The organism is Microbacterium sp. LWH13-1.2 (assembly GCF_038397735.1).
Taxonomy (GTDB): domain Bacteria; phylum Actinomycetota; class Actinomycetes; order Actinomycetales; family Microbacteriaceae; genus Microbacterium.
The window spans coordinates 2,733,139-2,755,344 of the sequence record NZ_CP151635.1 but is presented as its reverse complement, the minus strand read 5'-3'; the positions used below and the strand labels follow the sequence as shown (position 1 = coordinate 2,755,344).

The 22,206-nt window shown below is 68.4% G+C and carries 23 protein-coding genes; 14 read left to right on the top strand and 9 right to left on the bottom strand.

Translation table 11 applies throughout. The features are described 5' to 3' along the window. Positions 1–33: 33 nt before the first annotated feature. Positions 34–582, bottom strand: a complete 549-nt coding sequence (locus tag MRBLWH13_RS13295; RefSeq protein ID WP_341955435.1) for an AAA family ATPase — start codon at positions 580–582, stop codon at positions 34–36. Positions 583–617: 35 nt separating this feature from the next. Between MRBLWH13_RS13295 and MRBLWH13_RS13290 the strand changes: the two genes are divergently transcribed. Together MRBLWH13_RS13290 and MRBLWH13_RS13285 are read left to right on the top strand one after the other, a co-directional pair. Next, positions 618–1,493 (top strand): alpha/beta hydrolase-fold protein, encoded by an 876-nt coding sequence (locus MRBLWH13_RS13290; RefSeq protein WP_341955434.1) that lies wholly within the window; start codon positions 618–620, stop codon positions 1,491–1,493. Next, complete coding sequence (locus MRBLWH13_RS13285; protein ID WP_341955433.1) at positions 1,490–2,029, top strand: ATP-binding protein; 540 nt, start codon at positions 1,490–1,492, stop codon at positions 2,027–2,029. The genes MRBLWH13_RS13290 and MRBLWH13_RS13285 overlap by 4 nt, the downstream gene beginning before the upstream one ends. Before the next feature lie 18 nt (positions 2,030–2,047). Here the strand turns inward: MRBLWH13_RS13285 and MRBLWH13_RS13280 are convergent, their stop codons facing one another. Then, a complete protein-coding gene (locus MRBLWH13_RS13280; RefSeq protein ID WP_341955432.1) occupies positions 2,048–2,683 on the bottom strand; it encodes a hypothetical protein in 636 nt (211 codons plus the stop codon). A gap of 51 nt (positions 2,684–2,734) precedes the next feature. On the opposite strand from MRBLWH13_RS13280, the gene MRBLWH13_RS13275 reads away from it, so the two are divergent. The 3 genes from MRBLWH13_RS13275 (at position 2,735) to MRBLWH13_RS13265 (ending at position 5,176) form a co-directional block, all read left to right on the top strand. Next, the gene (locus MRBLWH13_RS13275; protein WP_341955431.1) at positions 2,735–3,103 is read left to right on the top strand and encodes a hypothetical protein; all 369 of its coding nucleotides are present in this window, start codon (positions 2,735–2,737) and stop codon (positions 3,101–3,103) included. A gap of 106 nt (positions 3,104–3,209) precedes the next feature. After that, positions 3,210–3,989, top strand: coding sequence for a CPBP family intramembrane glutamic endopeptidase (locus tag MRBLWH13_RS13270; RefSeq protein WP_341955430.1), 780 nt, complete (start codon positions 3,210–3,212; stop codon positions 3,987–3,989). A gap of 200 nt (positions 3,990–4,189) precedes the next feature. Further along, positions 4,190–5,176, top strand: coding sequence for an Abi family protein (locus tag MRBLWH13_RS13265; protein ID WP_341955429.1), 987 nt, complete (start codon positions 4,190–4,192; stop codon positions 5,174–5,176). A gap of 63 nt (positions 5,177–5,239) precedes the next feature. On the opposite strand, the gene MRBLWH13_RS13260 is transcribed toward MRBLWH13_RS13265, so the two are convergent. Genes MRBLWH13_RS13260 through MRBLWH13_RS13250 form a run of 3 tightly spaced genes read right to left on the bottom strand, consistent with a single transcriptional unit; the run spans position 5,240 to position 7,486 of the window. Beyond that, positions 5,240–5,587, bottom strand: a complete 348-nt coding sequence (locus MRBLWH13_RS13260; protein ID WP_341955428.1) for a cupin domain-containing protein — start codon at positions 5,585–5,587, stop codon at positions 5,240–5,242. Continuing rightward, positions 5,584–6,990, bottom strand: coding sequence for an FAD-dependent oxidoreductase (locus MRBLWH13_RS13255; protein WP_341955427.1), 1,407 nt, complete (start codon positions 6,988–6,990; stop codon positions 5,584–5,586). Before MRBLWH13_RS13255 ends, MRBLWH13_RS13260 begins: the two co-directional genes overlap by 4 nt. A 28-nt stretch (positions 6,991–7,018) precedes the next feature. After that, entirely contained in the window at positions 7,019–7,486 is a 468-nt protein-coding gene (locus tag MRBLWH13_RS13250) for an Lrp/AsnC family transcriptional regulator (protein WP_341955426.1), read from the bottom strand. A gap of 100 nt (positions 7,487–7,586) precedes the next feature. Between MRBLWH13_RS13250 and MRBLWH13_RS13245 the strand changes: the two genes are divergently transcribed. Further along, positions 7,587–9,020: a gamma-aminobutyraldehyde dehydrogenase gene (locus MRBLWH13_RS13245; RefSeq protein WP_341955425.1), complete on the top strand. Its 1,434-nt coding sequence runs from the start codon at positions 7,587–7,589 to the stop codon at positions 9,018–9,020. A 10-nt stretch (positions 9,021–9,030) separates the two neighbouring features. On the opposite strand, the gene MRBLWH13_RS13240 is transcribed toward MRBLWH13_RS13245, so the two are convergent. Next, on the bottom strand, positions 9,031–9,558 hold the full coding sequence (locus MRBLWH13_RS13240; protein WP_341955424.1) for a GNAT family N-acetyltransferase: 528 nt from the start codon (positions 9,556–9,558) through the stop codon (positions 9,031–9,033). Positions 9,559–9,658: 100 nt separating this feature from the next. Here MRBLWH13_RS13240 and MRBLWH13_RS13235 point away from each other — a divergent pair, with 100 nt between their 5' ends. Genes MRBLWH13_RS13235 through MRBLWH13_RS13225 form a run of 3 tightly spaced genes read left to right on the top strand, consistent with a single transcriptional unit; the run spans position 9,659 to position 13,028 of the window. Continuing rightward, a complete protein-coding gene (locus tag MRBLWH13_RS13235; RefSeq protein WP_341955423.1) occupies positions 9,659–10,801 on the top strand; it encodes an ROK family transcriptional regulator in 1,143 nt (380 codons plus the stop codon). After that, a complete protein-coding gene (locus MRBLWH13_RS13230) occupies positions 10,798–11,706 on the top strand; it encodes a polysaccharide deacetylase family protein (protein ID WP_341955422.1) in 909 nt (302 codons plus the stop codon). The genes MRBLWH13_RS13235 and MRBLWH13_RS13230 overlap by 4 nt, the downstream gene beginning before the upstream one ends. Then, positions 11,703–13,028, top strand: coding sequence for an MFS transporter (locus MRBLWH13_RS13225; RefSeq protein WP_341955421.1), 1,326 nt, complete (start codon positions 11,703–11,705; stop codon positions 13,026–13,028). The genes MRBLWH13_RS13230 and MRBLWH13_RS13225 overlap by 4 nt, the downstream gene beginning before the upstream one ends. Before the next feature lie 2 nt (positions 13,029–13,030). Here MRBLWH13_RS13225 and galE read toward each other — a convergent pair whose 3' ends face one another. The 3 genes from galE to galT form a co-directional block, all read right to left on the bottom strand. Continuing rightward, entirely contained in the window at positions 13,031–14,008 is a 978-nt protein-coding gene (gene galE / locus MRBLWH13_RS13220) for a UDP-glucose 4-epimerase GalE (protein ID WP_341955420.1), read from the bottom strand. A 62-nt stretch (positions 14,009–14,070) separates the two neighbouring features. Continuing rightward, positions 14,071–15,267: a galactokinase gene (galK, locus tag MRBLWH13_RS13215; protein ID WP_341955419.1), complete on the bottom strand. Its 1,197-nt coding sequence runs from the start codon at positions 15,265–15,267 to the stop codon at positions 14,071–14,073. After that, positions 15,264–16,490, bottom strand: coding sequence for a galactose-1-phosphate uridylyltransferase (galT, locus tag MRBLWH13_RS13210; protein ID WP_341958315.1), 1,227 nt, complete (start codon positions 16,488–16,490; stop codon positions 15,264–15,266). Before galT ends, galK begins: the two co-directional genes overlap by 4 nt. 167 nt (positions 16,491–16,657) lie before the next feature. Between galT and MRBLWH13_RS13205 the strand changes: the two genes are divergently transcribed. From MRBLWH13_RS13205 to MRBLWH13_RS13185, 5 genes are all read left to right on the top strand, one after another. Next, positions 16,658–17,608, top strand: a complete 951-nt coding sequence (locus MRBLWH13_RS13205) for a LacI family DNA-binding transcriptional regulator (protein ID WP_341955418.1) — start codon at positions 16,658–16,660, stop codon at positions 17,606–17,608. Positions 17,609–17,953: 345 nt separating this feature from the next. After that, complete coding sequence (locus MRBLWH13_RS13200) at positions 17,954–19,117, top strand: Gfo/Idh/MocA family oxidoreductase (protein WP_341955417.1); 1,164 nt, start codon at positions 17,954–17,956, stop codon at positions 19,115–19,117. A 2-nt stretch (positions 19,118–19,119) separates the two neighbouring features. Then, positions 19,120–20,307: a dihydrodipicolinate synthase family protein gene (locus MRBLWH13_RS13195; RefSeq protein WP_341955416.1), complete on the top strand. Its 1,188-nt coding sequence runs from the start codon at positions 19,120–19,122 to the stop codon at positions 20,305–20,307. Next, complete coding sequence (locus tag MRBLWH13_RS13190) at positions 20,304–21,167, top strand: sugar phosphate isomerase/epimerase family protein (protein WP_341955415.1); 864 nt, start codon at positions 20,304–20,306, stop codon at positions 21,165–21,167. The genes MRBLWH13_RS13195 and MRBLWH13_RS13190 overlap by 4 nt, the downstream gene beginning before the upstream one ends. A gap of 198 nt (positions 21,168–21,365) precedes the next feature. Continuing rightward, positions 21,366–22,124 carry a sugar phosphate isomerase/epimerase gene (locus MRBLWH13_RS13185; RefSeq protein WP_341955414.1) on the top strand — a complete coding sequence of 253 codons (759 nt, stop codon included), beginning with the start codon at positions 21,366–21,368 and terminating at the stop codon, positions 22,122–22,124. Positions 22,125–22,206 lie beyond the last annotated feature (82 nt).

The window sequence follows — 22,206 nt, the reverse complement described above, 5'->3', positions numbered from 1 at the left end:
AATCGCGCCGCAAACGACCGTTCTTGGCGGCCGTCAGCTCCCGACGCGGACCCGTCGGAGAACGTCGGCCGCGGACTCTTCCGCTGTGTGGTTCGACGTGTCGATCCAATGGCTGTTGTCGCTGAAGCTCTCGCGCATCTTCACGTCGAGCCGGTCGTAGCCGGTGAAGTCCCATCGATCGCCGATGTTGCGCGCAGCGTTGCGAGCGCGACATGCCTCGGCGCCCGGTGCGAGGACAATGAGATCCCAGGTGCACTCGAGTGCATCCGTCAGAGTTGCGAGCTCTGCAGGCGACTCGAGCACCACGTCGACAACCGCGGTGAAACGTGCCGCCGTCATGTTGTTCGCCAGAGCGGCCACATTGCGGAGCATCAGCTGGATCTGTCGCTCGGCTTCATCACGGGGGCTGCCGAGAGCCCATACGCGTCCGGAGCGAATCATGCCGGATACCTCGTCGCCGCTGAGTCGCGCTGCTCGGGGCAGGCTCTTCGCAATGAGTTCGGTGACGGTGGACTTCCCGGCACCGGGCATACCGGTCACGATGATGCACGACGGCTCTGTGGGGTCGCGGACTTCAGGCATTCCCCGAGTATGCCTGAGTCGCTATGGTGTCGTGGATGGCCACCGAGATCCCGTACCGCGAACTGCCCGTCGAGCTCGATGACGTGACCTACCTGTTCGGCCCGGACTCCGAGCGTCAAGCCGGTGTGACACCGGGAGAGATCACGGAATTCACGATCGATGACAGCGTCGTCTATCCCGGCACCACCCGACGGTGCTGGATCCACGTGCCCGCAGCTTATGACGCGGAGAGCGAAGCGGCGCTGATGGTGTTCAACGACGGCTGGTGGTACCTGGATCCTGAGGGTGACGTTCGCGGTGGCATCGTTCTCGACAACCTCGTTCACAGCGGTGAGATGCCGGTCACCGTCAGTGTGTTCGTCGATCCGGGTGTCTTCCCAGGCGCTGACAACCCGAAGAATCGGAACGCGGAGTACGACGCATTCGACGACCGCTATGCGTCGTTCCTGCTCACCGAAGTTCTTCCGGTCGTCACCGCCCGGTTCCGCGTCTCGACCGATCCCCGAATGCGAGGAATCTGCGGAGGAAGCTCAGGAGGAAACGCGGCCTTCACCGCGGCCTGGGAACGGCCAGACGCCTTCAGGCGCGTGATCGCGTACCTGTCGAGCTTCTCGCAGATGCCCGACGGAAACCCTTACCCCCGGCTCCTGATGTCTGAACCCCGCAGGCCACTGACGATCTTCATGCAGGCGGCGCATCGTGACGACGGCTGGAACCAGCCCGAGATGAACTGGCTCGCCGAGAATCTCGAGGTTGCCGCGGGTCTTGCGAAGGCGGGTTACGACTTCCGGTTGGTGCTCGGAGACGGCGGCCACAGTGCTAACCACGGCGGTGTCCTGCTGCCGGACGCACTCCGCTGGATCTGGCGAGATGCCACGCCTGATTCGAGAAGATCGGGGGCTCGTAGATGAGCGATGCAGTACTCATCCTGATGTGCGGGATGTCGTTCAGCGGGAAGAGCACGCTGGCGAAGTTCCTCGCGTCTCGCCTGAACGCGTCGATCGTCAGCCTGGACGAAATCAACGCGGAACGTGGGCTTCGTGGTGGTCTGGGCATGACCGGCGACCAGTGGGCTGCCACACATCGCATCGCTCAGGAGCGTGTCGCCCGGCATCTGGCGGCACGCCAGATAGCGATCGTCGACGACACAGGCTCGCCCCGCTTCATACGCGACGCCTGGCGCGAGGTCGCGGACCGAGCGAATGCACCGATGCGGATCATCTGGGTAGACGTGGACGAAGTGCTTCAGAGTGAGCGCCTAGCGGCGAATCGGGCCTCAGGTCAGAGACACGATGTCGTCGATGAAGTGATGGCGGAACATCGACGCACTTTCGAGCCTCCGGAAGATGAGGGCGCTGTGCGTATCGATGCCGCCGACTTGCTCTCCTGCAATGCGATAGAAGAAGTCGTCAACGAGATTCGTCTGATGTCGGCACCCGAAGGCTGACTCGTCAGCAGCGCGAAGCTAGCGGCAGTTCGGCGACTGCAGCAGCGGGAGCTCGAACCTGGTCAGCCGCGCAGCCGATCCAGGCTCGAGGGCGAACCAGCCCTCGATACGCTCGTCCTCGACGCGCGCGCCGTAGTCTCCAGCGGTGAACGGTTGATGCCCGTCATCTGCGCTCGTGTGCAGGACAGGGATGGCGATCAGTCCATCCTGCTCAAGCACGTCTATCGATGAGAGGAAGAGGAAGGAGCGTTCTTCGACGACGTATCCGGTTTCGCATCCGTCGACCAGCAAGGGGATGACGGGCCACGGCGTGGTCAGAAACCCCCAGAACACTGCCGCGAGGGTTCCGCCGATCGACAGCACTCGGCCGATCACGACCGGTGCGAGCCATCCGGAGGGTGCCGAGACGGTGCAGAGCATGTAGCTGATCGAGAGGAACGCGAGGATCGTTGCCACTCCGACGATATGTCGTGACGGCAACCCGGCGAGGAGAAGCTGCGCAGTGCCTTCGGATGCGGAATCGACCAGCGCCACGCCGATCACGGCGGTCGTCGCTGCGGCCACTGCCACTGTCGCCGCGATCTGCAGCATCCGCCGGTGCCGGGTTGCCGCGAGGGTGCGCTCACCGAGACGCTCTTCCTCCGCTGCGGGCATCACCCGAGTATGGCGCACGCGACCGAGGGGCGTGCGGATAGGGTTCACAGCATGCGCATGCTGGGCGGAATCCTCCTGTGGGTCATCGCCACCCTTCTGGGCCTGGTCTCGGCAGCAGGATTCAGCGGTTCAGGACTGGGATGGGCGAACGGGTTCATCAAGCGGAGCTTCTGGGAAGACGTCGAGAGCGAGATCGGAGTGGGGTTCTCGATCTTCGGTCTCGTGGGCTGGCTCGTCCTGCTCGGGTTGTCGGCTCTCACGATTCGCGGTGGAGAGCAGGCCCCGTCGAAGACCGCCAGGGTCACATCGTCCGTCCTCGTCGCACTGAGCATCGGCGTCGTCGTCGTGGCGTGCGTCGTCTCGATCGGCTGGCCGGAACCCGCCAGCGAGTATCCGCTCCCGCCCTGGAATCGCGCCTGACGGCGTCTGCCCGGTCGGGTGCCATCCCGGCTTGCGTCTACCCACGCCGCTACCCACCGATATGTTGGGTGATCGGAATCCCCTCGCCGACGGAAGGCACAACCTCATGCGCGTCACCCCTCGGGTCTGGATCGGCCTCGCGATCTACGTCGGCTATGTCGCAGTCATCTTCGTCGTGTCGAAACTGAGCGGGGTGGCGTACACCGAGATCGGGACCTCGGCCGAGTTCACCTGGCGAGGAGCGGTACTCGACCTCGCAGTCGGCGCCGTGCTGCTCGCCATCACCACATGGCTTCTGGGGTGGTGGAAGCCCGCGCTGTTCGAGCGCGATCGCTCGCACCACAAGTGGCCGATCTTCGTGCCCGCGATCATGCTCGTCGTCGCTGTCGTGAACCTGTTCAACACCGACTGGTCGAAGTTCGACGCATCGTTCCTGTTGTCGCTGCTCGCCCTCGGTCTCGCCGTCGGATTCTGCGAAGAGCTGATGTCGCGAGGACTCCTGCTGACGGCCCTCCGCTCGCGCCTCTCCGAGGTGTGGGTGTGGCTGCTCACCTCCCTGCTCTTCGGCGGGATGCACATCATCAATGCCGCGCTGGGCGCCCCCGTCGGGCCCACGCTCGGTCAGGTCGTGCTCGCCGCGATGTCGGGCACCTGCTTCTACATCGTGCGTCGAGTGACCGGGTCGCTCATCTGGGCGATGGCCTTGCACGGCCTCTGGGACGTCTCGGTGTTCGCGGTCGGGTTCGCGCCGCTCGGCACGGCGTGGGCCGCGTTCCTGAGCCCGGTGATCGGCATCCTCGCTGTCGCCGTCGTCTACTGGGTGATCAAGGGCGCCGATGAGAAGCCGGTGGCCGCAGCGAGGGCCGCAGCCGCCGCGCGACACTGAGGGCAAGGTGCGCAGGGTCGTCGAGGGGACTTGATATCTCGGGCCCATGCCACGCTGTCGAGACCCTGCCCGCTACCCTTTGGGTGGTGGGGCATTGCAGGTGTTGAATACTGGCTCGGCCAACGTTCCTGCGTTATAGTGAATGCATCATGATCAGCCCGTTGCCGAAAGGCGCGGGCTGATTTTCTTTTGGGGGATGCATGGTCGAGTACGCCAAAGAGTGGTTGTCCTTGGAGGACCAGGTCGAGCGACTGAGGGAGCACGGCCTGCAGGTGCCGGATGACGCTCGGGCCGCGAAGGTCCTGGCCGCGATCGGCTACTACCGTCTCACCGGCTATCTGTACCCGTTCCGGATCTCGGAGGAGTACGTCGATGATGCGGATCGGCAGCAGGTGCGGGTGCACAGCGACTTTCGACTGGGCACGCGGCTTGATCATGCCGAAGAGATCATCGATTTCGATCGCCGACTCCGGCTACTCGTTCTAGACGGAGTGGAGCGCATAGAGGTGGCCGTCCGCATGCGCATCGGGTACGTGCTGGGAAGGGCGTCTGCCTATGCGTATGAGGAGCCGAATCGATTCATCGAGACATTCACCGCGAATGGCACGGACATTCGCAGCCCGAAGCCGAGCAGGCACGTGCAGTGGCTGCAACGCGTCAGCGCACGCCAAGCTAGCTCCGATGAGAAGTTCGTCGAGCACTTCCGAGAGAAATACGACGACAAGATGCCCATATGGGCGCTCACAGAGATCCTCGAGCTCGGTCACCTCTCGGTTCTTTACCGCGGCATGAATCAGGTCGATGCGGAAGAGGTCGCGTTCGCTTTCGGGGTCCCGACGAAGAAGTTGATGGCCAGCTGGCTCGCCAGCCTCAACTACGTCCGGAATGCCGCAGCCCACCACGCACGGCTTTTCAATCGCAAGCTCCAGAATGCGCCGTCGAGGCCCAAGATCGGCCAGATTCCTGTACTCGACCATCTGCGCGGGTCTGAGCATCCTAAGCAGGTCTACGGCACCTATAGCGCGCTGGCTGTCATCGCCTATCTTCTTCCGCTTATCGATCCTGACACCGGGTGGGTGTCGCGCGTCGCGACTCTGCTTCGAGGCTTCCCAGCGTCAGACGCCCTCACTGTCGAGTCTCTGGGCGCTCCCCATGGCTGGAGCGCGCTCGCACTTTGGCGAGAGTGAGCCGAGATGACCCTGCACGATGTCGCGGATAGAGACGTGAGCGTCGTCGAAACTTTTCACCCCTCATGCGATGTAGATCTTGCGAAGCGTCTCGGTGACGGTCCACACGGTGCGCTGGCCCGCGCCCAGGCGCACGACCGACCCGGCGTCGACCTCGATCGCGGGCAGCGCCGGCTCGACGAACTCGATCCGGGCGTGACCTGAGAGCACGACGAACACCTCGTCGACCTCGGTGTCGGATGCCGTGCCCGGCGTCATCTCCCAGATGCCGACCTCGACCTCGCCGAGCATCGCCAACGCATGCGTGGCGGTCGTCGGCTGTCCGAGGAGCACGTCGTCGCCCGGCAGCGGCTCGTGCACGAGCGGCAGTGCCACCGCATCGACTCCGGTTCCGGGCGCGAGCTCGCTCACGAGTCGAATCCCATGCCGACGGCATCCAGAGTCTTGAGGAACAGGTTGCGCTTGCCCTCGTTGTGGTCGGCCTGGTTCATCGCGGCACGCACGAGGTTGACGCCGATCGAGGCGATGGGCTCGGGCGGGAACGGGATCGGCTTCTCACGCACCATCGCGAGCTCGGTGCGCTCGGTCGGCTCGCCCGACAGCTTGTCGAGCATCACGTCGGCGGCGAAGCGCGCGGCGCCGACGCCGAGACCGGTGAACCCGGTGGCGTAGGTCACGCGTCCCTTGCGCGCGGTGCCGAAGAACGCGCAGAAGCGGCTCGACGAATCGATCGCCCCGGCCCAGCGGTGTGTGAAGCGCAGCCCTTCGAGCTGCGGGAACGTCGTGAAGAAGTGCGAGGCGAGCTTGCGGTGGCTCTCGGCGCGGTCTTCGTACTCGGGGCGCACCTTGCCGCCGAAGTGATAGACCGCGTCGTATCCACCGAACAGGATGCGGTTGTCGGCCGTGAGCCGGTAGTAGTGGAACTGGTTGGCGCTGTCGGCCAGGCCCTGACGGTTCGACCATCCGATCGAGGCGAGCTGCTCGTCGGTCAGCGGCTCGGTCATCAGCACGTAGTCGTAGACGGGAACGGTCATCAGGCGGTTGCGCTTGAGCAGCGAGGGGAAGACGTTGGTGGCGAGTGCGACGGCATCCGCTCTGACCTGTCCGCCGTCGCGGGTGACGAGCGTGATCGCACTCGATCCGTCGCCGATCACCTCGCGCACGAGCGACTGCTCGTAGATCTCGACCCCGAGCTCGACCGCGACACGGGCCAGCTCGAGACCGAGCTTCGCGGGGTGCACGAGGGCACACGCGTCGCGTTCCCACGCCCCCGCGAGGAACGTGTCGGAGTGCACCTCGGCCTGCACGGCCTCGCGGTCGAGGAAGCCCTCCTCTTCGCGCAACCACTCCACCTGGTGCTGCTCGACGGCCACGGCCAGCTGTCCGGTGCGCTCGAAGTCGACGTCCATGGCGTAGCGCTTGACGGTGCGTTCGATGCCGTCGAGGTTCTCGAGGCCGAGCTCCTCCAGACGGTCGATCTCGTCGGGCCAGCGGGTGAGGCCGTTCTCGTGTCCGTGCGTGAGGCTCGCCTCGCAGAACCCTCCGTTGCGGCCCGAGGCCGCCCAGGCGATGCGAGATGCCTCGAGCAGCACCACACGACGCTCGGGGTCGCGCTCCTTGGCGCGCACGGCGGTCCAGAGACCGGCATACCCACCGCCGACGATGGCGAGGTCGGCCGTGATGCTCTCGGTGAGGGCCGGGTGCGAGACGCGCTCGACGTCGTCGAGCCAGAACACGCTGAAGTCGGTGTCGCGCAGCGAGGCGTCGATCACGGCATCCGCGGGGCGGCGACGTTCGAAGACCGTGGTTCCCATGATCACTCCGGGTTTCCGGGCCCGCGCCTCAGCGCGTGCCCCAGTTGTAGAGGTCTTTGTAGAGGCCGGCGTAGAGCAGGCTCTCGGTGTGCGTGATGCCCGGAATCGTGCGGATTCGGGTCGCGATCAGATCGAGCAGGTGGGTGTCGCTCTCGCACACGGCCTCGACGAGGATGTCGAAGGTGCCGAGCGTCACGACGACATAGGCGAGCTCGGTGATCTTCGTCAGCTCTTCGGCGATGAGCCGCGGGTCGCCGGTGACACGGATGCCGATCATCGACATGCGGTTGAAGCCGAGCTGCATCGGATCGGTCACCGCGACGATCTGGATGATGCCCGCCTCGGTCATCCGCTGCACGCGCTGACGCGCCGCCGCCTCGCTGAGCCCGACCTCCCGGCCGATCTCGGCATAGGGCCGGCGGCCGTCCTCCTGCAGCAGCTCGACGATCCGCTTCGAGATGTCGTCGAGCACGGGCTGCTTCGCTGTGGCGTTCATGTGTCGATATTGACAGGATCGTGCGCACGAAGCAACTGATTCCATCGTTTGGATCACTACACTCTTCTGTATTCGCAATCCGGTCGCTAACATGGCCGTCATGGCCACAGAACTCCTTCAGAACTTCATCGGCGGGCAGTACGTTCCCGTGAGCGGGCGGGGGCGCATGCCGCTCATCGATCCCGTGACGGAGGAGACCTACGGGGAGCTGCCCGTCTCCGATGCATCGGACGTCGATGCCGCCTACGCCGCCGCATCCGCCGCGTTCCCGATCTGGCGCGACACGACGCCGGCCGACCGGCAGCTGGCGCTGTTCCGCATCGCCGACGAGATGCAGGAGCGCGCCGAGGAGTTCGCCGACCTCGAGTCGCAGGACACCGGCAAACCCCGGGCCAGCCTCGTGACCGACGAGATCCTGCAGTCGATCGACCAGTTGCGGTTCTTCGCCGGTGCGGCGCGCAGCCTCGAAGGCCGAGCGGCGGGGGAGTACCTCGCCGGTCACACGTCGTTCGTGCGCCGCGAGCCGATCGGCGTGATCGGTCAGGTCACGCCCTGGAACTATCCGCTCAACATGGCGGTGTGGAAGATCGCCCCCGCGCTCGCCGCGGGCAACACGGTGGTGCTGAAGCCTGCGGAGTCGACGCCCCTGACCACCCTGCTGCTCGCCGAGATCGTCGCACTGCACACTCCCGCCGGCACGCTCAACGTCGTGCTCGGCGACCGCGACACGGGGGTCGCCCTGGTCGAGCATCCGACGCCGCAGATGGTCGCGATCACGGGATCCGTCCGTGCCGGCATGGCGGTGGCCCGCTCGGCGGCGAACGACGTCAAGCGCGTGCACCTCGAGCTCGGCGGCAAGGCGCCGGCGATCGTCTACCCCGACGCGAACCTCGACAAGGCGGCATCCGGCATCGTCACCGGAGCGTTCTTCAACGCGGGGCAGGACTGCACGGCAGCCACGCGAGTGCTGGTGCACTCGTCGGTGCACGACGAGTTCGTCGCGTCGCTGGTCGAGAAGACGAAGACGGATGCCCGCACGGGCGGCCCGCACGAGGAGGGAGTGCTCTACGGCCCCCTCAGCAGCGCGGCCCAGCTCGCCCAGGTGCAGGGCTTCGTCGACCGCCTGCCCGCGCACGCGAAGGTCGAGACCGGCGGTGCGCGCCAGGGGGAGAAGGGCTATTTCTTCGAGGCGACAATCGTCTCGGGTCTGCATCAGGACGACGAGGCCGTGCAGGGCGAGATCTTCGGCCCGGTGCTCACGGTGCAGTCGTTCGACACCGACGAGCAGGCGCTCGAGATGGCGAACGATGTGCCCTACGCACTCGCCTCGTCGGTGTGGACGACCGATCACGCCAGGGCGATGCGCTTCTCGCGCGATCTCGACTTCGGCTGCGTGTGGATCAACACGCACATCCCGTTCGTCTCGGACATGCCGCACGGGGGGTTCAAGCACTCCGGCTACGGCAAGGATCTCTCGCAGTACGGCTTCGACGACTACACGCGCATCAAGCACGTCATGTCGGCTCTCGACTGAAAGCCGGGGGTCAGGAGGCGGCGAGAAGCTTGACCCTGCGGTGCTCCCGCAGGCTCATGCCGGGCCGCTCCTCGACCTTGCTCGCGCCGTCGGCCTCCCAGCCGCGGCGCGCGTAGAACGCGTCGGCGCGTTCATTGCCGTCGAGCACCCACAGATACGCGCGCGTGTGCCCTGCGCTCAGGATGCGCTGCTCGGCGGCGTCGAGCAGCGCGCGTCCGACACCGGTCGACCACTCGGCGGGGTCGGCGTAGATCCCGTAGACCTCGCCGTCGCCCGCTCCCTCCTCCTCGCGGCCCGAGCCGAAGGACGTCCAGCCGGCGATCTCGCCGTCGCGTTCGGCGACCAGGATGCCGAGGCTGGTAGGCAGCGGATTCACGAAGATACGACGCCAGCCCTCGGCGCGGTCGGAGATCGAGAGGCCGTCGAGGACCTCCTGATCGATGAGCCCGCGATACGCCGCCTGCCAGGAGCGGACGTGCACGCCGGCAACCTGATCGGCATCCTCGATCACTCCGTCGCGGATCAGCAGTGTCGTCATCCGACCACTCTAGAAGCGCGTTCGAATGCATGTCAGAACCACTCGACCGGTGAGACACGATGTGTCATGCTGGGCGCACGTCGAATCCGGGGGGATCATCATGGCAAGACCACTGGCGGGCCCGCAGACCCTCTTGCGCACCCTCAACGGCCGGGCGATCCTCGAGACGCTCGCTCGTCGAGGGCCGCTCACGCGGAACGAGCTCGTCACCGAGACCGGGCTCTCCCGCACCGCCGTGACGCAGGTGCTGCGGATGCTCGAGAGCGCGTCGGCCGTGGCCCCGGCCGGCGTCGATCGCGAGACGCGTGGGCCCGCCGCCGGACGCGTGGCCCTGCATCCGCAGCTCGGACTCGCTGCCGCCGTGCACGTCGACGGACACGCCGCCCATGTCGTTCTCGTCGACCCGACCGGCGCGGTGCGTGCGGAGCATCACGCGGCGTTCCCGGTGCGGGGAGATCGGGTGGAGCACATCGTCGATCTCGTCAGCGCCTGCCGGCGAGTGGTCGCCGGGCCACTAGAGCTCGTGGTGGTCGGCATCCCGGGCATCGTCTCGGCAGACGGCGGCATCCGCGACGATCAGGGCCCAGACGGGGGTGCGTTCAAGAACGCGCTCTCGGAGCGTCTCGCCTGCCCGGTGCGCGTCGAGAACGACGTCAATCTCGCGGCTCTCGCCGAGCTGACCGCGGGCACCGGCGCAGATCTCGCGAGCTTCGCGCTGCTGCTGCTCGATGACGGCCTCGGAGCGGGCATCGTGATCGACGGCGTCCTGCACCGCGGGTTCTCGGGGGTCGCCGGCGAGGTCATGTACCTCCCGCAGACGCCTCTGCCCATCGGCGCCCCGGTGCTCGGCGATGACGTGGTGCGCGACCTCGCCCTCGGAAACGGCCGTGATCCCGAGCTCACGATCGATCAGCACCTCGACGCTGCGGCCGCCGGCGATCCGGCCGCGATCGCGATGGCCGCCGAGATGGGGCGCCGCCTCACGCTGATCGCCGGCAGCATCGCCCTCGTGCTCGACCCCGAGGCGTTCATCCTCAGCGGATCCGCCGCGCACCCCGCGATGCTCGACGCGGTCGCCGACTACTACGCCGAGAACCTGGCTCCCCGGTTGCCGTTGCGATTCGTGGCGTCGTCCTTCGGGCCCGAGGCGCCGCTGGTGGGGGCCGCGGGCGAGGCGGCATCCGCCCTTCGTGCGACCGTCTTCTCGCGCCTTCTCCCGAAATCGGAAAGGAGCGCCAGATGATCTCCGACCTGGCCGACCGGCTCGGACTCCCGCCCGGGGCGCGAGCCGTGATCATCAACGCGGATGACTTCGGCATGTGCCACGCGGCCAACACCGCGATCGTGCAGCTGCTGGAGGCCGGGCGCATCGACTCCACGACGGTGATGGTGCCGTGCGCCTGGGCGCCGGAGGCGCTCGCGTTCGCCGCCTCGCGCACCGACCTCGACGTCGGCGTGCACCTCGTGCTCACGAGCGAGTGGACCGACTATCGGTGGCGCCCGCTCACCGGCACCGGCACGAGCCTGGTCGACACGGCCGGTTACTTTCCGGCGGGCGCGCTGGAGGTCGAAGAGCATGCGTCGACCGGCGATGTCGCCGCCGAGATCGCTGCCCAGCTGCAGGCGGCGCTGGATGCCGGGGTCGATGTCACGCACCTCGACAACCACATGGGGTCGGTCTACGGGCTGCTGACGGGGCGCGACTTCCTGGGGCCCGTGTTCGAGCTCGCCGCGCGCCACGGACTGCCGTTCCGACTCCCGCGGAGCATCGAGGGCACCGGCGACGACGCCGCCCTGCAGTCGAAGCTCACCGAGGCCTCCGCGGCGGCGGATGCCTTCGGCGTCGTCATCATCGACCGCCTGTGGAGCCATCCGTTCGAGGAGGTGCCCGGCGAGTCGTACGAGCAGGTGCGCGACGGCTTCATCGCGCTGCTGCGCGCCGTGCCCGCCGGGGTGACCGAGATCTACCTGCATCCGATGGTCGACGACGACGAGCTGCGCGCGGCCGTCGACTACGCCGCCGTCAAGCGAGGACACGAGCTGCGCCTGCTCTCGGACCCTTCGGTGCTGCAGGCGATCGCCGACGAGGGACTGTTCAGGCTGGGGTGGCGCGACCTGCGCGACCTGCAGCGGAGAGAGAGCGTATGAGTTCGCTGACGACGCGTCTGCGCGACCGACGGTTGGATGCCGCGCCGACGAAGGCGCAGGCCATCGCGTTCGGAGCATCCGGATTCCCGACCCAGCTCATGGCGCAGACGTTCTCGGCGTTCGTCGTCTACTTCTACGTCACGCACCTCGGCGTCGAGCCGACGTGGGTGGCCGCCGCGATGATCGCGCACGGCGTGCTGAACGCGGTGCTCAACCCTGTGGTCGGGGCGCTGTCCGACCGCATCCGCACTCCGTGGGGCCGCCGCATCCCCTGGATCGGTCTCGGCATCGTGCCGCTCGTCGTGGCGTTCGCGCTGGTGTGGATGCCCCCGGAGCTGCCCGCCGCAGGTCTCATCGTCTGGTTCCTGGTCGTCGTCGCGGTCTACGACATCGCTTTCGTGGTCGTGGTGCTGAACATCTCGGCGCTGTTCCCCGAGATCTTCCGCACCACCGAAGAGCGCGCGCGGGGCAACGTCCCGCGACAGATCTTCGCGATCCTCGGAATGGTGCTGGGCACCGCGGGGGCGCCCGCACTGTACGGATCGATCGGCTGGCCGGGCATGGCCATCGCGCTCTCGGCCGTCTGCCTGGTGCTGCTTCTGTGGTCGTTCTCCGGCGGCATGATCGAGCGCCAGGTGCCCGAGGCGGCCTCCGAGGCGATGCGCTGGAGCGACCAGCTGACCTACACGTTCGCGAACCGGGCGTTCGTGCCCTACGTGCTCGGCTCGCTGTTCATCCAGACGGCGATCGCCGTGATCCTCGCGGCCATCCCCTTCTACGTGCGGTACTCGCTGGGGGCGCCCGAGGGCGAGGGCAGCCTGCTGCTCGGCGCCATCTTCGTCACCGCGATCCCGTCGATCGTGCTGTGGAGCGCCGTCGTGCGGCGCACTTCACCGCGCACGGCACTGCTGTGGAGCGTCGCGGTCTTCGGCATCGCGATGCTCGGCCTCCTGCTGCCCTCGAACGTGCTGGCGGCGGCACTCGTCGGCGTCGCGGTGGGCGTGGGCGTCGGAGGTCTGCTGCAGCTGCTCGAGGTGGTGCTCGCCCAGATCATCGATGAGGATGCCAGGCGCACAGGCCACCGACGAGAGGGCGCCTATTTCGGGGTCAACGGCTTCGTGGTGCGCGGCTCGGTCGTGCTGCAGGCCGTCGTCGCGGCGGTGGTGCTGACGGCATCCGGATTCGACGCGTCGCTGGGCGATGCGCAGCCCGAGGCTGTCGACGGCGGCATCCGCGTGATGGTCGCGGTCGTGCCGATGGTCTTCGCCGCCCTCGCCTGGGTGTGCTTCTGGCTGTACCCCATCCGCACCCGAGACCTCTGACGTCAGGAGGCGGACTGACGCGCCTCCCAGCCCGTCCGCACCATCTCGTCGACCGTGTACCGCATCTTCCAGTCGAGGTCGCGGGCGGCGAGCTCGCCGGTGGCGACGATGCGGTCGGGGTCGCCGGCGCGGCGGGGACCGATCTCGGGGGTGAAATCGATGCCGGTGACGCGTGCCACGGCATCCATGATCTGCTTCACGCTGAGCCCGTCGCCGGAGCCGAGGTTGTAGGCCGCTTCGATCGATTCGCCGGCTGCGAGGCGCTTCGCGGCAGCCACGTGGGCGGCGGCGATGTCGCCGACGTGCACGTAGTCGCGCACGTTCGTGCCGTCTTCGGTGTCGTAGTCGTCGCCGTTGATGCGCGGGGTCTTGCCGGCGATCAGCGCCTCGAAGACGATCGGGAAGAGGTTGTGCGGGCTGACGTCGTAGACGGTCGGGTCGGCGGATCCGACCACGTTGAAGTAGCGCAGCGATGTGTGGCGCAGCGGAGTCGCCGAATCGGCGGTCGCGATCGCCTGGTCGCGCAGCAGCCATTCGCCGATGAGCTTGGATTCGCCGTACGGGCTCGCGGGCTTCTTGGCGGTGTCCTCGACCACGAGGGCGACATCAGGGGTGCCGAAGACGGCGGCCGAGGAGGAGAACACGATGTTGCCGACGCCCGCGGCCGCCATGGCCTCGAGGATCACGCGAGTGCCTTCGACGTTCTGCGCGTAGGTGTGCAGCGGGCGCTGCACAGAGACACCGGCGTACTTGAACCCGGCGACGTGGATGACTCCCTCGGCGTCGTGGTCGCGGAGCGTCTTTTCGATGAGCTCGCGGTCGAGGATCGATCCCTGCACGAACGGCACGCCCTCGGGCACGAACGACGCGACGCCGCTCGAGAGGTCGTCGAGGATGACGGGTGTGAGCCCCGCATCCGCCAGTGCGCGTACGACGTGCGAGCCGATGTATCCGGCGCCGCCGGTCACGATCCAGGACATGGTGCTCCTCAGGTGGTGGGAGAGTTCAGTATTTCAGGACGGGCTCGCTGAGCCTGAGCGCGTCAGACGTCGCGGTGCGCGCCGGCCGAGGGGGTGACGGTGAAGATCACCGGAGACGTGAAGGCGGATGCCGCGAACGCCGCGTTCACGGCATCCGTCACCTGCTGCACGGCATCCTGCTCGATCAGCGCGATGGCGGCGCCGCCGAAACCGCCGCCGGTCATGCGGGCACCGATCGCCCCGGCGGCGAGAGCAGCCTCGACCGCGGTGTCGAGCTCGGGCACCGAGATCTCGAAGTCGTCGCGCATGGAGGCATGCGAGGCGACCAGCAGGTCGCCGATCGCGCGGGCTCCCTCCTCACGCAGCACGCGCACGGTGTCGAGCACGCGCTGGTTCTCGGTGACGACGTGGCGCACGCGACGGAAGGTCACGTCGTCCATGAGTTCCTCGGCGCGCTGCAGATCGCTGACCGACACGTCGCGCAGGCTCGGCACGCCCATGATCGCGGCACCCCGCTCGCAGGCGGCGCGGCGCTCGCCGTATCCGCCGGTGGAGTGCGCGTGCTTGACGCGGGTGTCCATCACGAGGATCGCGAGCCCCGCCTCGGCGATGCCGACGGGCACGAGCACGGCTTCGAGAGAGCGGCAGTCGAGGAAGATCGCCGAGTCGGGTTCGCCGAGCATCGAGGCCATCTGGTCCATGATGCCGGTCGGGGCGCCGACGGCCTCGTTCTCGGCACGACGACCGACCCGGGCGAGGGCGGTGCGGTCGAGGCCGGCCTCCCACAGCTCGTTGAGAGCGGATGCCGTGGCTCCCTCGATCGCGGCGGACGATGAGAGCCCCGCGCCGACGGGCACGTCGGAGGCGATCGCGATGTCGAGGCCTGCGCCGGTGATGACCGCGTCGGAGGCGCCCTCGGCCTGGCGCAGCGCCCACGCGACGCCGAGCGGATAGGCGGCCCACTCGGGCACAGCCGGCGCTTGACCGGTGGGCGTGGGGAAGAGCTCGGCGAGCTCGTCGATGGCGACCTCGACCGGCTCGTCGGCGAAGGTCGAGGCGACGCGGATGCGGCGGTCGTCACGGGGGCCGACGGCCGCGACCGTGCGGTGCGGGATCGCGAACGGGAGCACGAATCCGTCGTTGTAGTCGGTGTGCTCGCCGATGAGGTTCACGCGGCCGGGAGCCGACCAGACTCCGGCGGGGGCATGGCCGGTGAGCTCGGTGAAGAGGGCGGTCGCGGCGTCGTCGGTGGTGGTCATGCGGATGCCTCGTCTGCGGTGTCGGTGCTGTGTGTCGGTGTGGCGTGTGCCGCGTCGGCGCTCTGGGCGTGTGCGGCGTCGGCCTTCGCGATGGCTTCGCGGATGCGGGCGGCGCCCTGCTCGGGGGCGACCTCGGCGGCCCAGGCCCACATCGCGGCCTCGGAGCCGGCGAGGAACTTGAGCTTGTCGGCGGCACGGCGCGGGCTCGTCAGCTGCAGGTGCAGGCGCACACTGTCACGACCGACGTTGACCGGGGCCTGGTGCCAGGCGGCGATGTAAGGGGTCGGGGTGTCGTAGAGCGCGTCGACGCCGCGCAGCAGGCGCAGGTAGAGAGGGGCGAGCTCGTCTCGCTCGGCATCCGTCGTCTCGGCGAAGTCGGGCACGTGGCGGTGCGGCATGAGGTGCACCTCCAGCGGCCAGCGGGCGGCGAAGGGCACGAACGCGGTCCAGTGCTCGCCGCGGAACACGACGCGCTCGGATGCCTGCTCGGACTCGAGGATGTGCTGGAAGAGCTCGGGCGCCGTGCGATCGATCGACTCGAGCACGCGGGTGGTACGCGGCGTCACGTAAGGGTAGGCGTAGATCTGTCCGTGCGGGTGGGGGAGCGTGACCCCGATGGCCTCGCCGCGGTTCTCGAACGGGAAGATCTGCTCGATGCCGGGGAGCTTCGAGAGGGCGGCTGTGCGGTCGGCCCAGGCCTCGATGACCGTGCGGGCGCGGGTGACCGACTGGGTGCCGAAGGATCCGGTGTGCTCGGGGCTGAAGCACACGACCTCGCAGCGGCCGACCGACGTGCGGGTGCGCCCGAGGCCGAGGGCTGAGAGGTCGTCGAGCCCGCGGGGAGGGTTGCTCGCCTCGGGGGCGATGCCGGTCGCCTCGGCCAGGGCGGGGCCGAAGGCGGGGGAGCGGTTCTCGAACACCGCGACGTCGTAGAGAGAGGGGACCTCCGACGGGTTGGTCGGCGACTGCGGGGCCAGCGGGTCGGCGTCGGCGCTGGGCATCATGACGCGGTTCTGGCGGTTCGCGGCGACCGTGATCCAGTCACCGGTGAGCACGTCGAGACGCATCGTGGCGGTCTCACCCCGGGGGTCGAGGGTGCGGGAGTCGACCGCGCGCTCTTCGCCGAGCGTCGTGTCGGGGTCGTCGAAGTAGATCAGCTCGCGGCCGTCGGCGAGCGTGGTCGCGCGCTTCGTGATTCCGGCGGAGAGAGTCTCGGTGCGCATCTCAGCAGCGTTGATCGTGTTCACGTAAACATGGTACGCATACCGCCGTGGTAACGTCAACATTCCGGAGTTGTGAGCGCGAAGCGGAGGTGCCTGAAGTGGATGACGACCTCTTGCGCGAGCCCAGCAGGCCTCGGCGCCGGCGACCCTCATCAGGGCGTGTGTCGATGGCGATGGTCGCCTCCCGCGCCGGGGTCTCAGGCCAGACGGTCTCGCGCGTCGTCAACGACAGCCCCCGCGTCGACCCCGTCACCCGCGAGCGCGTCGAGAAGGCCATGGTCGAGCTCGGGTACCGGCCGCATCGCGCGGCGCGCGCGCTGCGCACCGGGCGCTCGCAGACCATCGGTCTGGTGGTCACCACCCTTGCGACGGTCGGCAACTCACGCATGCTGCAGGCAACGGCCGAGGCGGCCGCCGAGCGTGGCTACGCTCTCACCCTCGTGACAGCGGGCGAGAACGTCGCCGACGCGTTCGAGCGCCTCGCCGAGCAGGAGGTCGACGGCGCGATCGTGCTGAACGAGGCCTCAGCCCTGGTGCCGGCGGCCCAGCGACCGGCCGGACTGCGGCTCGTGGTCGTCGACGCCCCAGGGGCGGCCGACCTCGCCGTGGTGCACAGCGACCATGTCGGCGGCGCCGCCGCAGCGACCGCGCACCTGCTGAGCCTCGGACACGAGAGCGTGCACCATCTCGCGGGCCCCGCCGATTCGTTCGCCGCGGCCGAGCGTGAGCGCGGGTGGCGTGAGACCCTTCTCGCCGCGGGCGTCGAACCGCCGATGGTCGTCCGTGGTGACTGGTCGGCCGAGGCCGGGTTCGCCGCGGGCGAGGCGCTGGCTGCTGCATCCGCCGTCTTCTGCGCCAACGACCAGATGGCGTTGGGGCTGCTGCGCGCGCTCGCCGAGGCGGGGCGCCGGGTTCCCGAGCACGTCGGCGTGATCGGTTTCGACGACGTGCCGGATGCTGCCAACTACCGCCCGCCGCTCACCACGATCCGTCAGGATTTCACCGCTCTCGCGCACCGCGCCGTCGATCTGCTCGTCGCCGAGATCGAGGGCACGCCGGGAGCCGAAGCATCCGCTGTGGTGCCGACGCTCCTGGTCGAACGCTCCAGCACCCGCTGAGTCTGTCTCTCTTCCGGCCGGAGCCGCTGTGCGGGCTCGAGCGCGCGCAGCGTCCGTGCGGGGCCAAAAACGCATCCGATCGGCGGTGCGGGGTCGAAAACGCATCCGATCGGCGGTGCAGGGTCGAAAACGCATCCGAAACGGCCGATTCAGATGCGGAATTGACCCCGCACGAGGAGTAGCCCGACGAGATCTGTCGCAGAAGCTGCAGGAGAGCGTTTTCCACCTCCGCTTGCGCACCGGGCCGCGGCATGGCATGCTGTCGGAAAGCGCTTACCCGCAATGAACGCCCCCAGAGTTTCCCCGCAGAGCGTGCGGGATCTGAGAGAAGAGAACGGACCAGCAATGTCACAGGCGACAACCCGCGAGATCGGGATCATCATGAACGGCGTCTCCGGGCGCATGGGCTACCGCCAGCACCTCGTGCGCTCGATCCTCGCGATCCGCGACGCGGGCGGCATCGAGCTGCCCGACGGATCCCGCATCACGGTGAAGCCCCTGCTGGTCGGACGCAACGAGGCCAAGCTCGCCGAGCTCGCCGCGAAGCACGGCATCGAGGACTACACGACCGATCTCGACGCGGCGCTCGCCGACCCGAAATGGGAGATCTACGCCGACTTCCTCGTGACCAAGGCCCGCGCGTCGGCCCTTCGTAAGGCGATCGCGGCAGGAAAGGCGATCTACACCGAGAAGCCGACCGCCGAGTCGTTCGACGAGGCCCTCGAACTCGCGCGCCTCGCCGAAGAGGCCGGCGTCAAGACCGGCGTCGTGCACGACAAGCTCTACCTGCCGGGCCTGCAGAAGCTCAAGCGCCTCATCGACTCGGGCTTCTTCGGCCGCATCCTGTCGGTGCGCGGCGAGTTCGGATACTGGGTGTTCGAGGGCGATTGGCAGCCGGCGCAGCGCCCGAGCTGGAACTACCGCACCGAAGACGGCGGCGGCATCATCGTCGACATGTTCCCGCATTGGAACTACGTGCTCGAGAACCTGTTCGGCGAGGTCACGAGCGTCTACGCGCAGGCTGCCGTGCACATCGCCGACCGCTGGGACGAGAACGGCGAGCACTACACCGCCACCGCCGAGGATGCCGCGTACGGCATCTTCGAGATCGAGGGCGGCATCGTCGCCGAGATCAACTCCAGCTGGACCGTGCGCGTCAACCGCGACGAGCTCGTGGAGTTCCAGGTCGACGGCACCCACGGGTCGGCCGTCGTCGGACTCTTCGGCGCCAAGATCCAGCCGCGCAACGCGACGCCGAAGCCGGTGTGGAACCCGGACCTCGAGGACAGCCACGACTACGACATCGACTGGCAGCAGGTGCCCACCAATGATGTCTTCATCAACGGCTTCCGCCAGCAGTGGGAGGAGTACCTGGTCTCGTTCGTCGAGGGCACGAAGTATCCCTTCGACCTGCTCTCGGGTGCCCGCGGTGTGCAGTTCGCCGAGGCGGGCCTGACCTCCAGCGCCGAAGGCCGCAAGGTCGCTCTCGAACCGCTGACGCTGGACTGAGCATGACCACTCTCCGACTTCTCGACGCCGCGGGTGCGGTGACGGATGCCGAGCTGCGCGAGGGCGGCGGATACTCCCGCCCGACCTCGCCGCTGCAGAGTCGCGTCGCCTACGCCGCCGCCCACGTCGTGCCGAAGGTGCACGCCGACAACACTCCGGGGCAGCCCGCCGACATCGACTGGGACTCGACGCTCGCGTTCCGCCGCAATGTGTACTCGTGGGGTCTCGGCGTCGCCGACGCCATGGACACCGCGCAGCGCAACATGGGCTTGGATGCCGCGGCGACGCGTGAGCTCATCGCCCGCAGTGCCGAGGTCGCCCGCGAAGAGGCCGGCTCGGTGGTGGTCGGCGTCAACACCGATCACGTCGCCGAGTCGCACATCTCGCTCGACCAGGTGATCGACGCCTACAAGGAGCAGCTGCACTTCACCGAGGAGCAGGGCGCAGGTCCTGTGCTCATGGCCTCGCGCCATCTGGCCCGCGTCGCCGACAACGCCGACGACTACCGTCGCGTGTACCGCGAGGTGCTCGCATCGGCCACGGTGCCGGTCGTGCTGCACTGGCTCGGCACGGCCTTCGACCCCGAGCTCGCCGGCTACTTCGGCGCGGACGACTGGCAGACGGCATCCGCTGTGCTGCTCGACGTGATCGCCGAGAACCCCGACAAGGTCGCCGGCGTGAAGATGAGCCTCTTGAACGCCGAGTCCGAGATCTCGGTGCGCGAGCATCTGCCACAGGGTGTGCGCATGTTCACCGGCGACGACTTCAACTACGTCGGCCTGATCGGCGGAGACACCGTGGGCCAGGGCGATGGCCACTCCGACGCGCTGCTCGGCGCGTTCGCGGCGATCACCCCGGTCGCGTCTGCGGCGATCCAGGCGCTGGATGCCGGGGACCCCGCGCACTACCTCGAGATCCTCGGCCCGACCGAAGAGCTCAGCCGTCAGGTGTTCGCGGCTCCGACGTTCTACTACAAGACGGGCGTCGCCTTCCTCGCGTGGCTCAACGGGCACCAGCCCGCGTTCCAGATGGTCGGCGGGCTGCACTCGGCGCGGAGCCTTCCGCACCTCAGCCGCATCGTCGAGCTGGCGAACGCCTCGCTCGCTCTCGAGAACCCCGAGCTCGCGCGCGAGCGCTGGCACGGGATGCTGCGCCTGAACGGCGTCGATTCAGGGAGGGTGTACGCATGACCGTCGACCCTCGCCTGTCGATCAACCAGGCAACGGTCAAGCACGCCGATCTCGCGACCGCGCTGCGGGTCACGGCGGATGCCGGAATCCAGGCCATCGGTCTGTGGCGCGAGCCGGTGAACGAGGTCGGCCTCGACGTCGCGGCACGCATGCTCACGGACTCGGGTCTGCGGTTCACGACGCACTGCCGTGGCGGCTTCTTCACCCTCCCCGAGGGGCCGGAGCGCGTCGCCGCACTCGACGACAACCGCCGCGCGATCGAGGAGACCGCGACCCTCGCAGCCGCGGGCGACGAGGGATCCACGGCTGTGCTCGTACTCGTCGCAGGCGGTATCCCCGCCGGTTCGCGCGACCTGATCGGCGCGCGTGAGCGGGTGCGCGACGCGATCGGCGTGCTCGCGGCCGATGCGAAGGCCGCGGGCGTGCAGCTCGCGATCGAGCCCCTGCATCCGATGTACGCCTCCGACCGCGCCGTCGTCTCGACCCTCGGCCAGGCGCTCGACATCGCGGCCGACTTCGACGCCGATGTGGTGGGCGCCGCGGTCGACACCTTCCACATCTGGTGGGATCCGCAGGTGCTCGAGCAGATCGCCCGCGCCGGCCGAGAGGGCCGCATCGCGACCTATCAGGTGTGCGACTGGAAGACCCCGCTCGCCGCCGACGTGCTGCTGTCGCGGCACTACACGGGCGACGGCGTGATCGACTTCGCCTCGCTCACGCGCGCCGTGATCGAGACGGGCTACGACCGCGACATCGAGGTCGAGATCTTCAACGCCGACATCTGGGCGGATGCTCCCGAGAACGTCGTGCGGCGCACGGCCGAGACCTTCGGGGCCGCGGTCTCGCCGCACCTGCGCTGACGGGCGTGCCGGGGTCGACCGGGCGGCGGTCTCGGACCGCGCCCGGTCAGACCCCGGTCATGCGCTCGTTCCGGTCATCCGGGTGCCTCCGGCATCCGTGTGCCGCCGGCATCCGTCGCATCTTCGGCACCGCTAGGCGGAGATCGGCCACGAGGCAACCCCCGAGACGTCCGGGCCGCTCCTTGAGAGGATGAATCCATGACGAAGATCCGCCCAGGGCTCTGCTCGGTGACCTTCCGTTCGCTCGAGCCCGAAGAGGTCATCGGGCTCGCGGCAGAAGCCGAGCTCGAGGTCATCGAGTGGGGTGCCGACGTGCATGTGCCGGTCGGCGATATCGAGCGTGCCGCGCAGGTGGCCACCGAGACGGCGGATGCCGGTCTGTCGTCGTGCTCGTACGGGTCGTACTTCCGGGCAGGGGCCGATGAAGAGCTCACGCCCGTCCTCGACAGCGCCGAGGCGCTCGGCGTCGACCGGGTGCGCGTCTGGGCGGGGCCCCTCGGCTCGTCGGAGGCGTCGGCCGAGCACTGGGCCGACATCGTCGCCCGTCTGCGCGATGCGGCGGCCGAGGCGGAGGAGCGGGGCATCGGCCTGGCCCTCGAGTTCCACTCGGGCACGCTCGCCGACACGGCGCCGACCACGCTGCGACTGCTCGCCGACGTGAACAGCCCGGCACTCAGCACCTACTGGCAGCCGACGGTCGCCGCGACCGTCGACGCCGTGCTCGGCGAGTATCGCGACCTCGCCGCGCACACCACCGCCGCGCACGTCTTCTCCTGGTGGCCCGTGCAGGAGCGCCTGCCGCTGCGGGCGAGGGATGCGCTGTGGACGCGTTTCTTCGCCGAGGCGCTGGCATCCTCTCGGCCGCCCCGGGATGCACTGCTCGAGTTCGTCCCCGGTGACGACCCGGCGCTGCTGCGGGGCGAGGCCGCGGCTCTGCGCTCGTACCTGTCGATCTGAGGCCCTGTGTCTGCCCTGACGCGCCGCTGCGCGATGCCTCTCCACTCCCCGTCCTCGCGGTCCTCCCGCAGTATGCTCGGGG

Excerpts from the sequence above, each read along its gene's own strand:
- MRBLWH13_RS13295 (WP_341955435.1), bottom strand. The coding sequence starts at position 582 with ATGCCTGAAGTCCGCGACCCCACAGAGCCGTCGTGCATCATCGTGACC.
- MRBLWH13_RS13290 (WP_341955434.1), top strand. The coding sequence starts at position 618 with ATGGCCACCGAGATCCCGTACCGCGAACTGCCCGTCGAGCTCGATGAC.
- MRBLWH13_RS13285 (WP_341955433.1), top strand. The coding sequence starts at position 1,490 with ATGAGCGATGCAGTACTCATCCTGATGTGCGGGATGTCGTTCAGCGGG.
- MRBLWH13_RS13280 (WP_341955432.1), bottom strand. The coding sequence starts at position 2,683 with ATGCCCGCAGCGGAGGAAGAGCGTCTCGGTGAGCGCACCCTCGCGGCA.
- MRBLWH13_RS13275 (WP_341955431.1), top strand. The coding sequence starts at position 2,735 with ATGCGCATGCTGGGCGGAATCCTCCTGTGGGTCATCGCCACCCTTCTG.
- MRBLWH13_RS13270 (WP_341955430.1), top strand. The coding sequence starts at position 3,210 with ATGCGCGTCACCCCTCGGGTCTGGATCGGCCTCGCGATCTACGTCGGC.
- MRBLWH13_RS13265 (WP_341955429.1), top strand. The coding sequence starts at position 4,190 with ATGGTCGAGTACGCCAAAGAGTGGTTGTCCTTGGAGGACCAGGTCGAG.
- MRBLWH13_RS13255 (WP_341955427.1), bottom strand. The coding sequence starts at position 6,990 with ATGGGAACCACGGTCTTCGAACGTCGCCGCCCCGCGGATGCCGTGATC.
- MRBLWH13_RS13250 (WP_341955426.1), bottom strand. The coding sequence starts at position 7,486 with ATGAACGCCACAGCGAAGCAGCCCGTGCTCGACGACATCTCGAAGCGG.
- MRBLWH13_RS13245 (WP_341955425.1), top strand. The coding sequence starts at position 7,587 with ATGGCCACAGAACTCCTTCAGAACTTCATCGGCGGGCAGTACGTTCCC.
- MRBLWH13_RS13240 (WP_341955424.1), bottom strand. The coding sequence starts at position 9,558 with ATGACGACACTGCTGATCCGCGACGGAGTGATCGAGGATGCCGATCAG.
- MRBLWH13_RS13235 (WP_341955423.1), top strand. The coding sequence starts at position 9,659 with ATGGCAAGACCACTGGCGGGCCCGCAGACCCTCTTGCGCACCCTCAAC.
- MRBLWH13_RS13230 (WP_341955422.1), top strand. The coding sequence starts at position 10,798 with ATGATCTCCGACCTGGCCGACCGGCTCGGACTCCCGCCCGGGGCGCGA.
- MRBLWH13_RS13225 (WP_341955421.1), top strand. The coding sequence starts at position 11,703 with ATGAGTTCGCTGACGACGCGTCTGCGCGACCGACGGTTGGATGCCGCG.
- galE (WP_341955420.1), bottom strand. The coding sequence starts at position 14,008 with ATGTCCTGGATCGTGACCGGCGGCGCCGGATACATCGGCTCGCACGTC.
- galK (WP_341955419.1), bottom strand. The coding sequence starts at position 15,267 with ATGACCACCACCGACGACGCCGCGACCGCCCTCTTCACCGAGCTCACC.
- galT (WP_341958315.1), bottom strand. The coding sequence starts at position 16,490 with ATGCGCACCGAGACTCTCTCCGCCGGAATCACGAAGCGCGCGACCACG.
- MRBLWH13_RS13205 (WP_341955418.1), top strand. The coding sequence starts at position 16,658 with ATGGCGATGGTCGCCTCCCGCGCCGGGGTCTCAGGCCAGACGGTCTCG.
- MRBLWH13_RS13200 (WP_341955417.1), top strand. The coding sequence starts at position 17,954 with ATGTCACAGGCGACAACCCGCGAGATCGGGATCATCATGAACGGCGTC.
- MRBLWH13_RS13195 (WP_341955416.1), top strand. The coding sequence starts at position 19,120 with ATGACCACTCTCCGACTTCTCGACGCCGCGGGTGCGGTGACGGATGCC.
- MRBLWH13_RS13190 (WP_341955415.1), top strand. The coding sequence starts at position 20,304 with ATGACCGTCGACCCTCGCCTGTCGATCAACCAGGCAACGGTCAAGCAC.
- MRBLWH13_RS13185 (WP_341955414.1), top strand. The coding sequence starts at position 21,366 with ATGACGAAGATCCGCCCAGGGCTCTGCTCGGTGACCTTCCGTTCGCTC.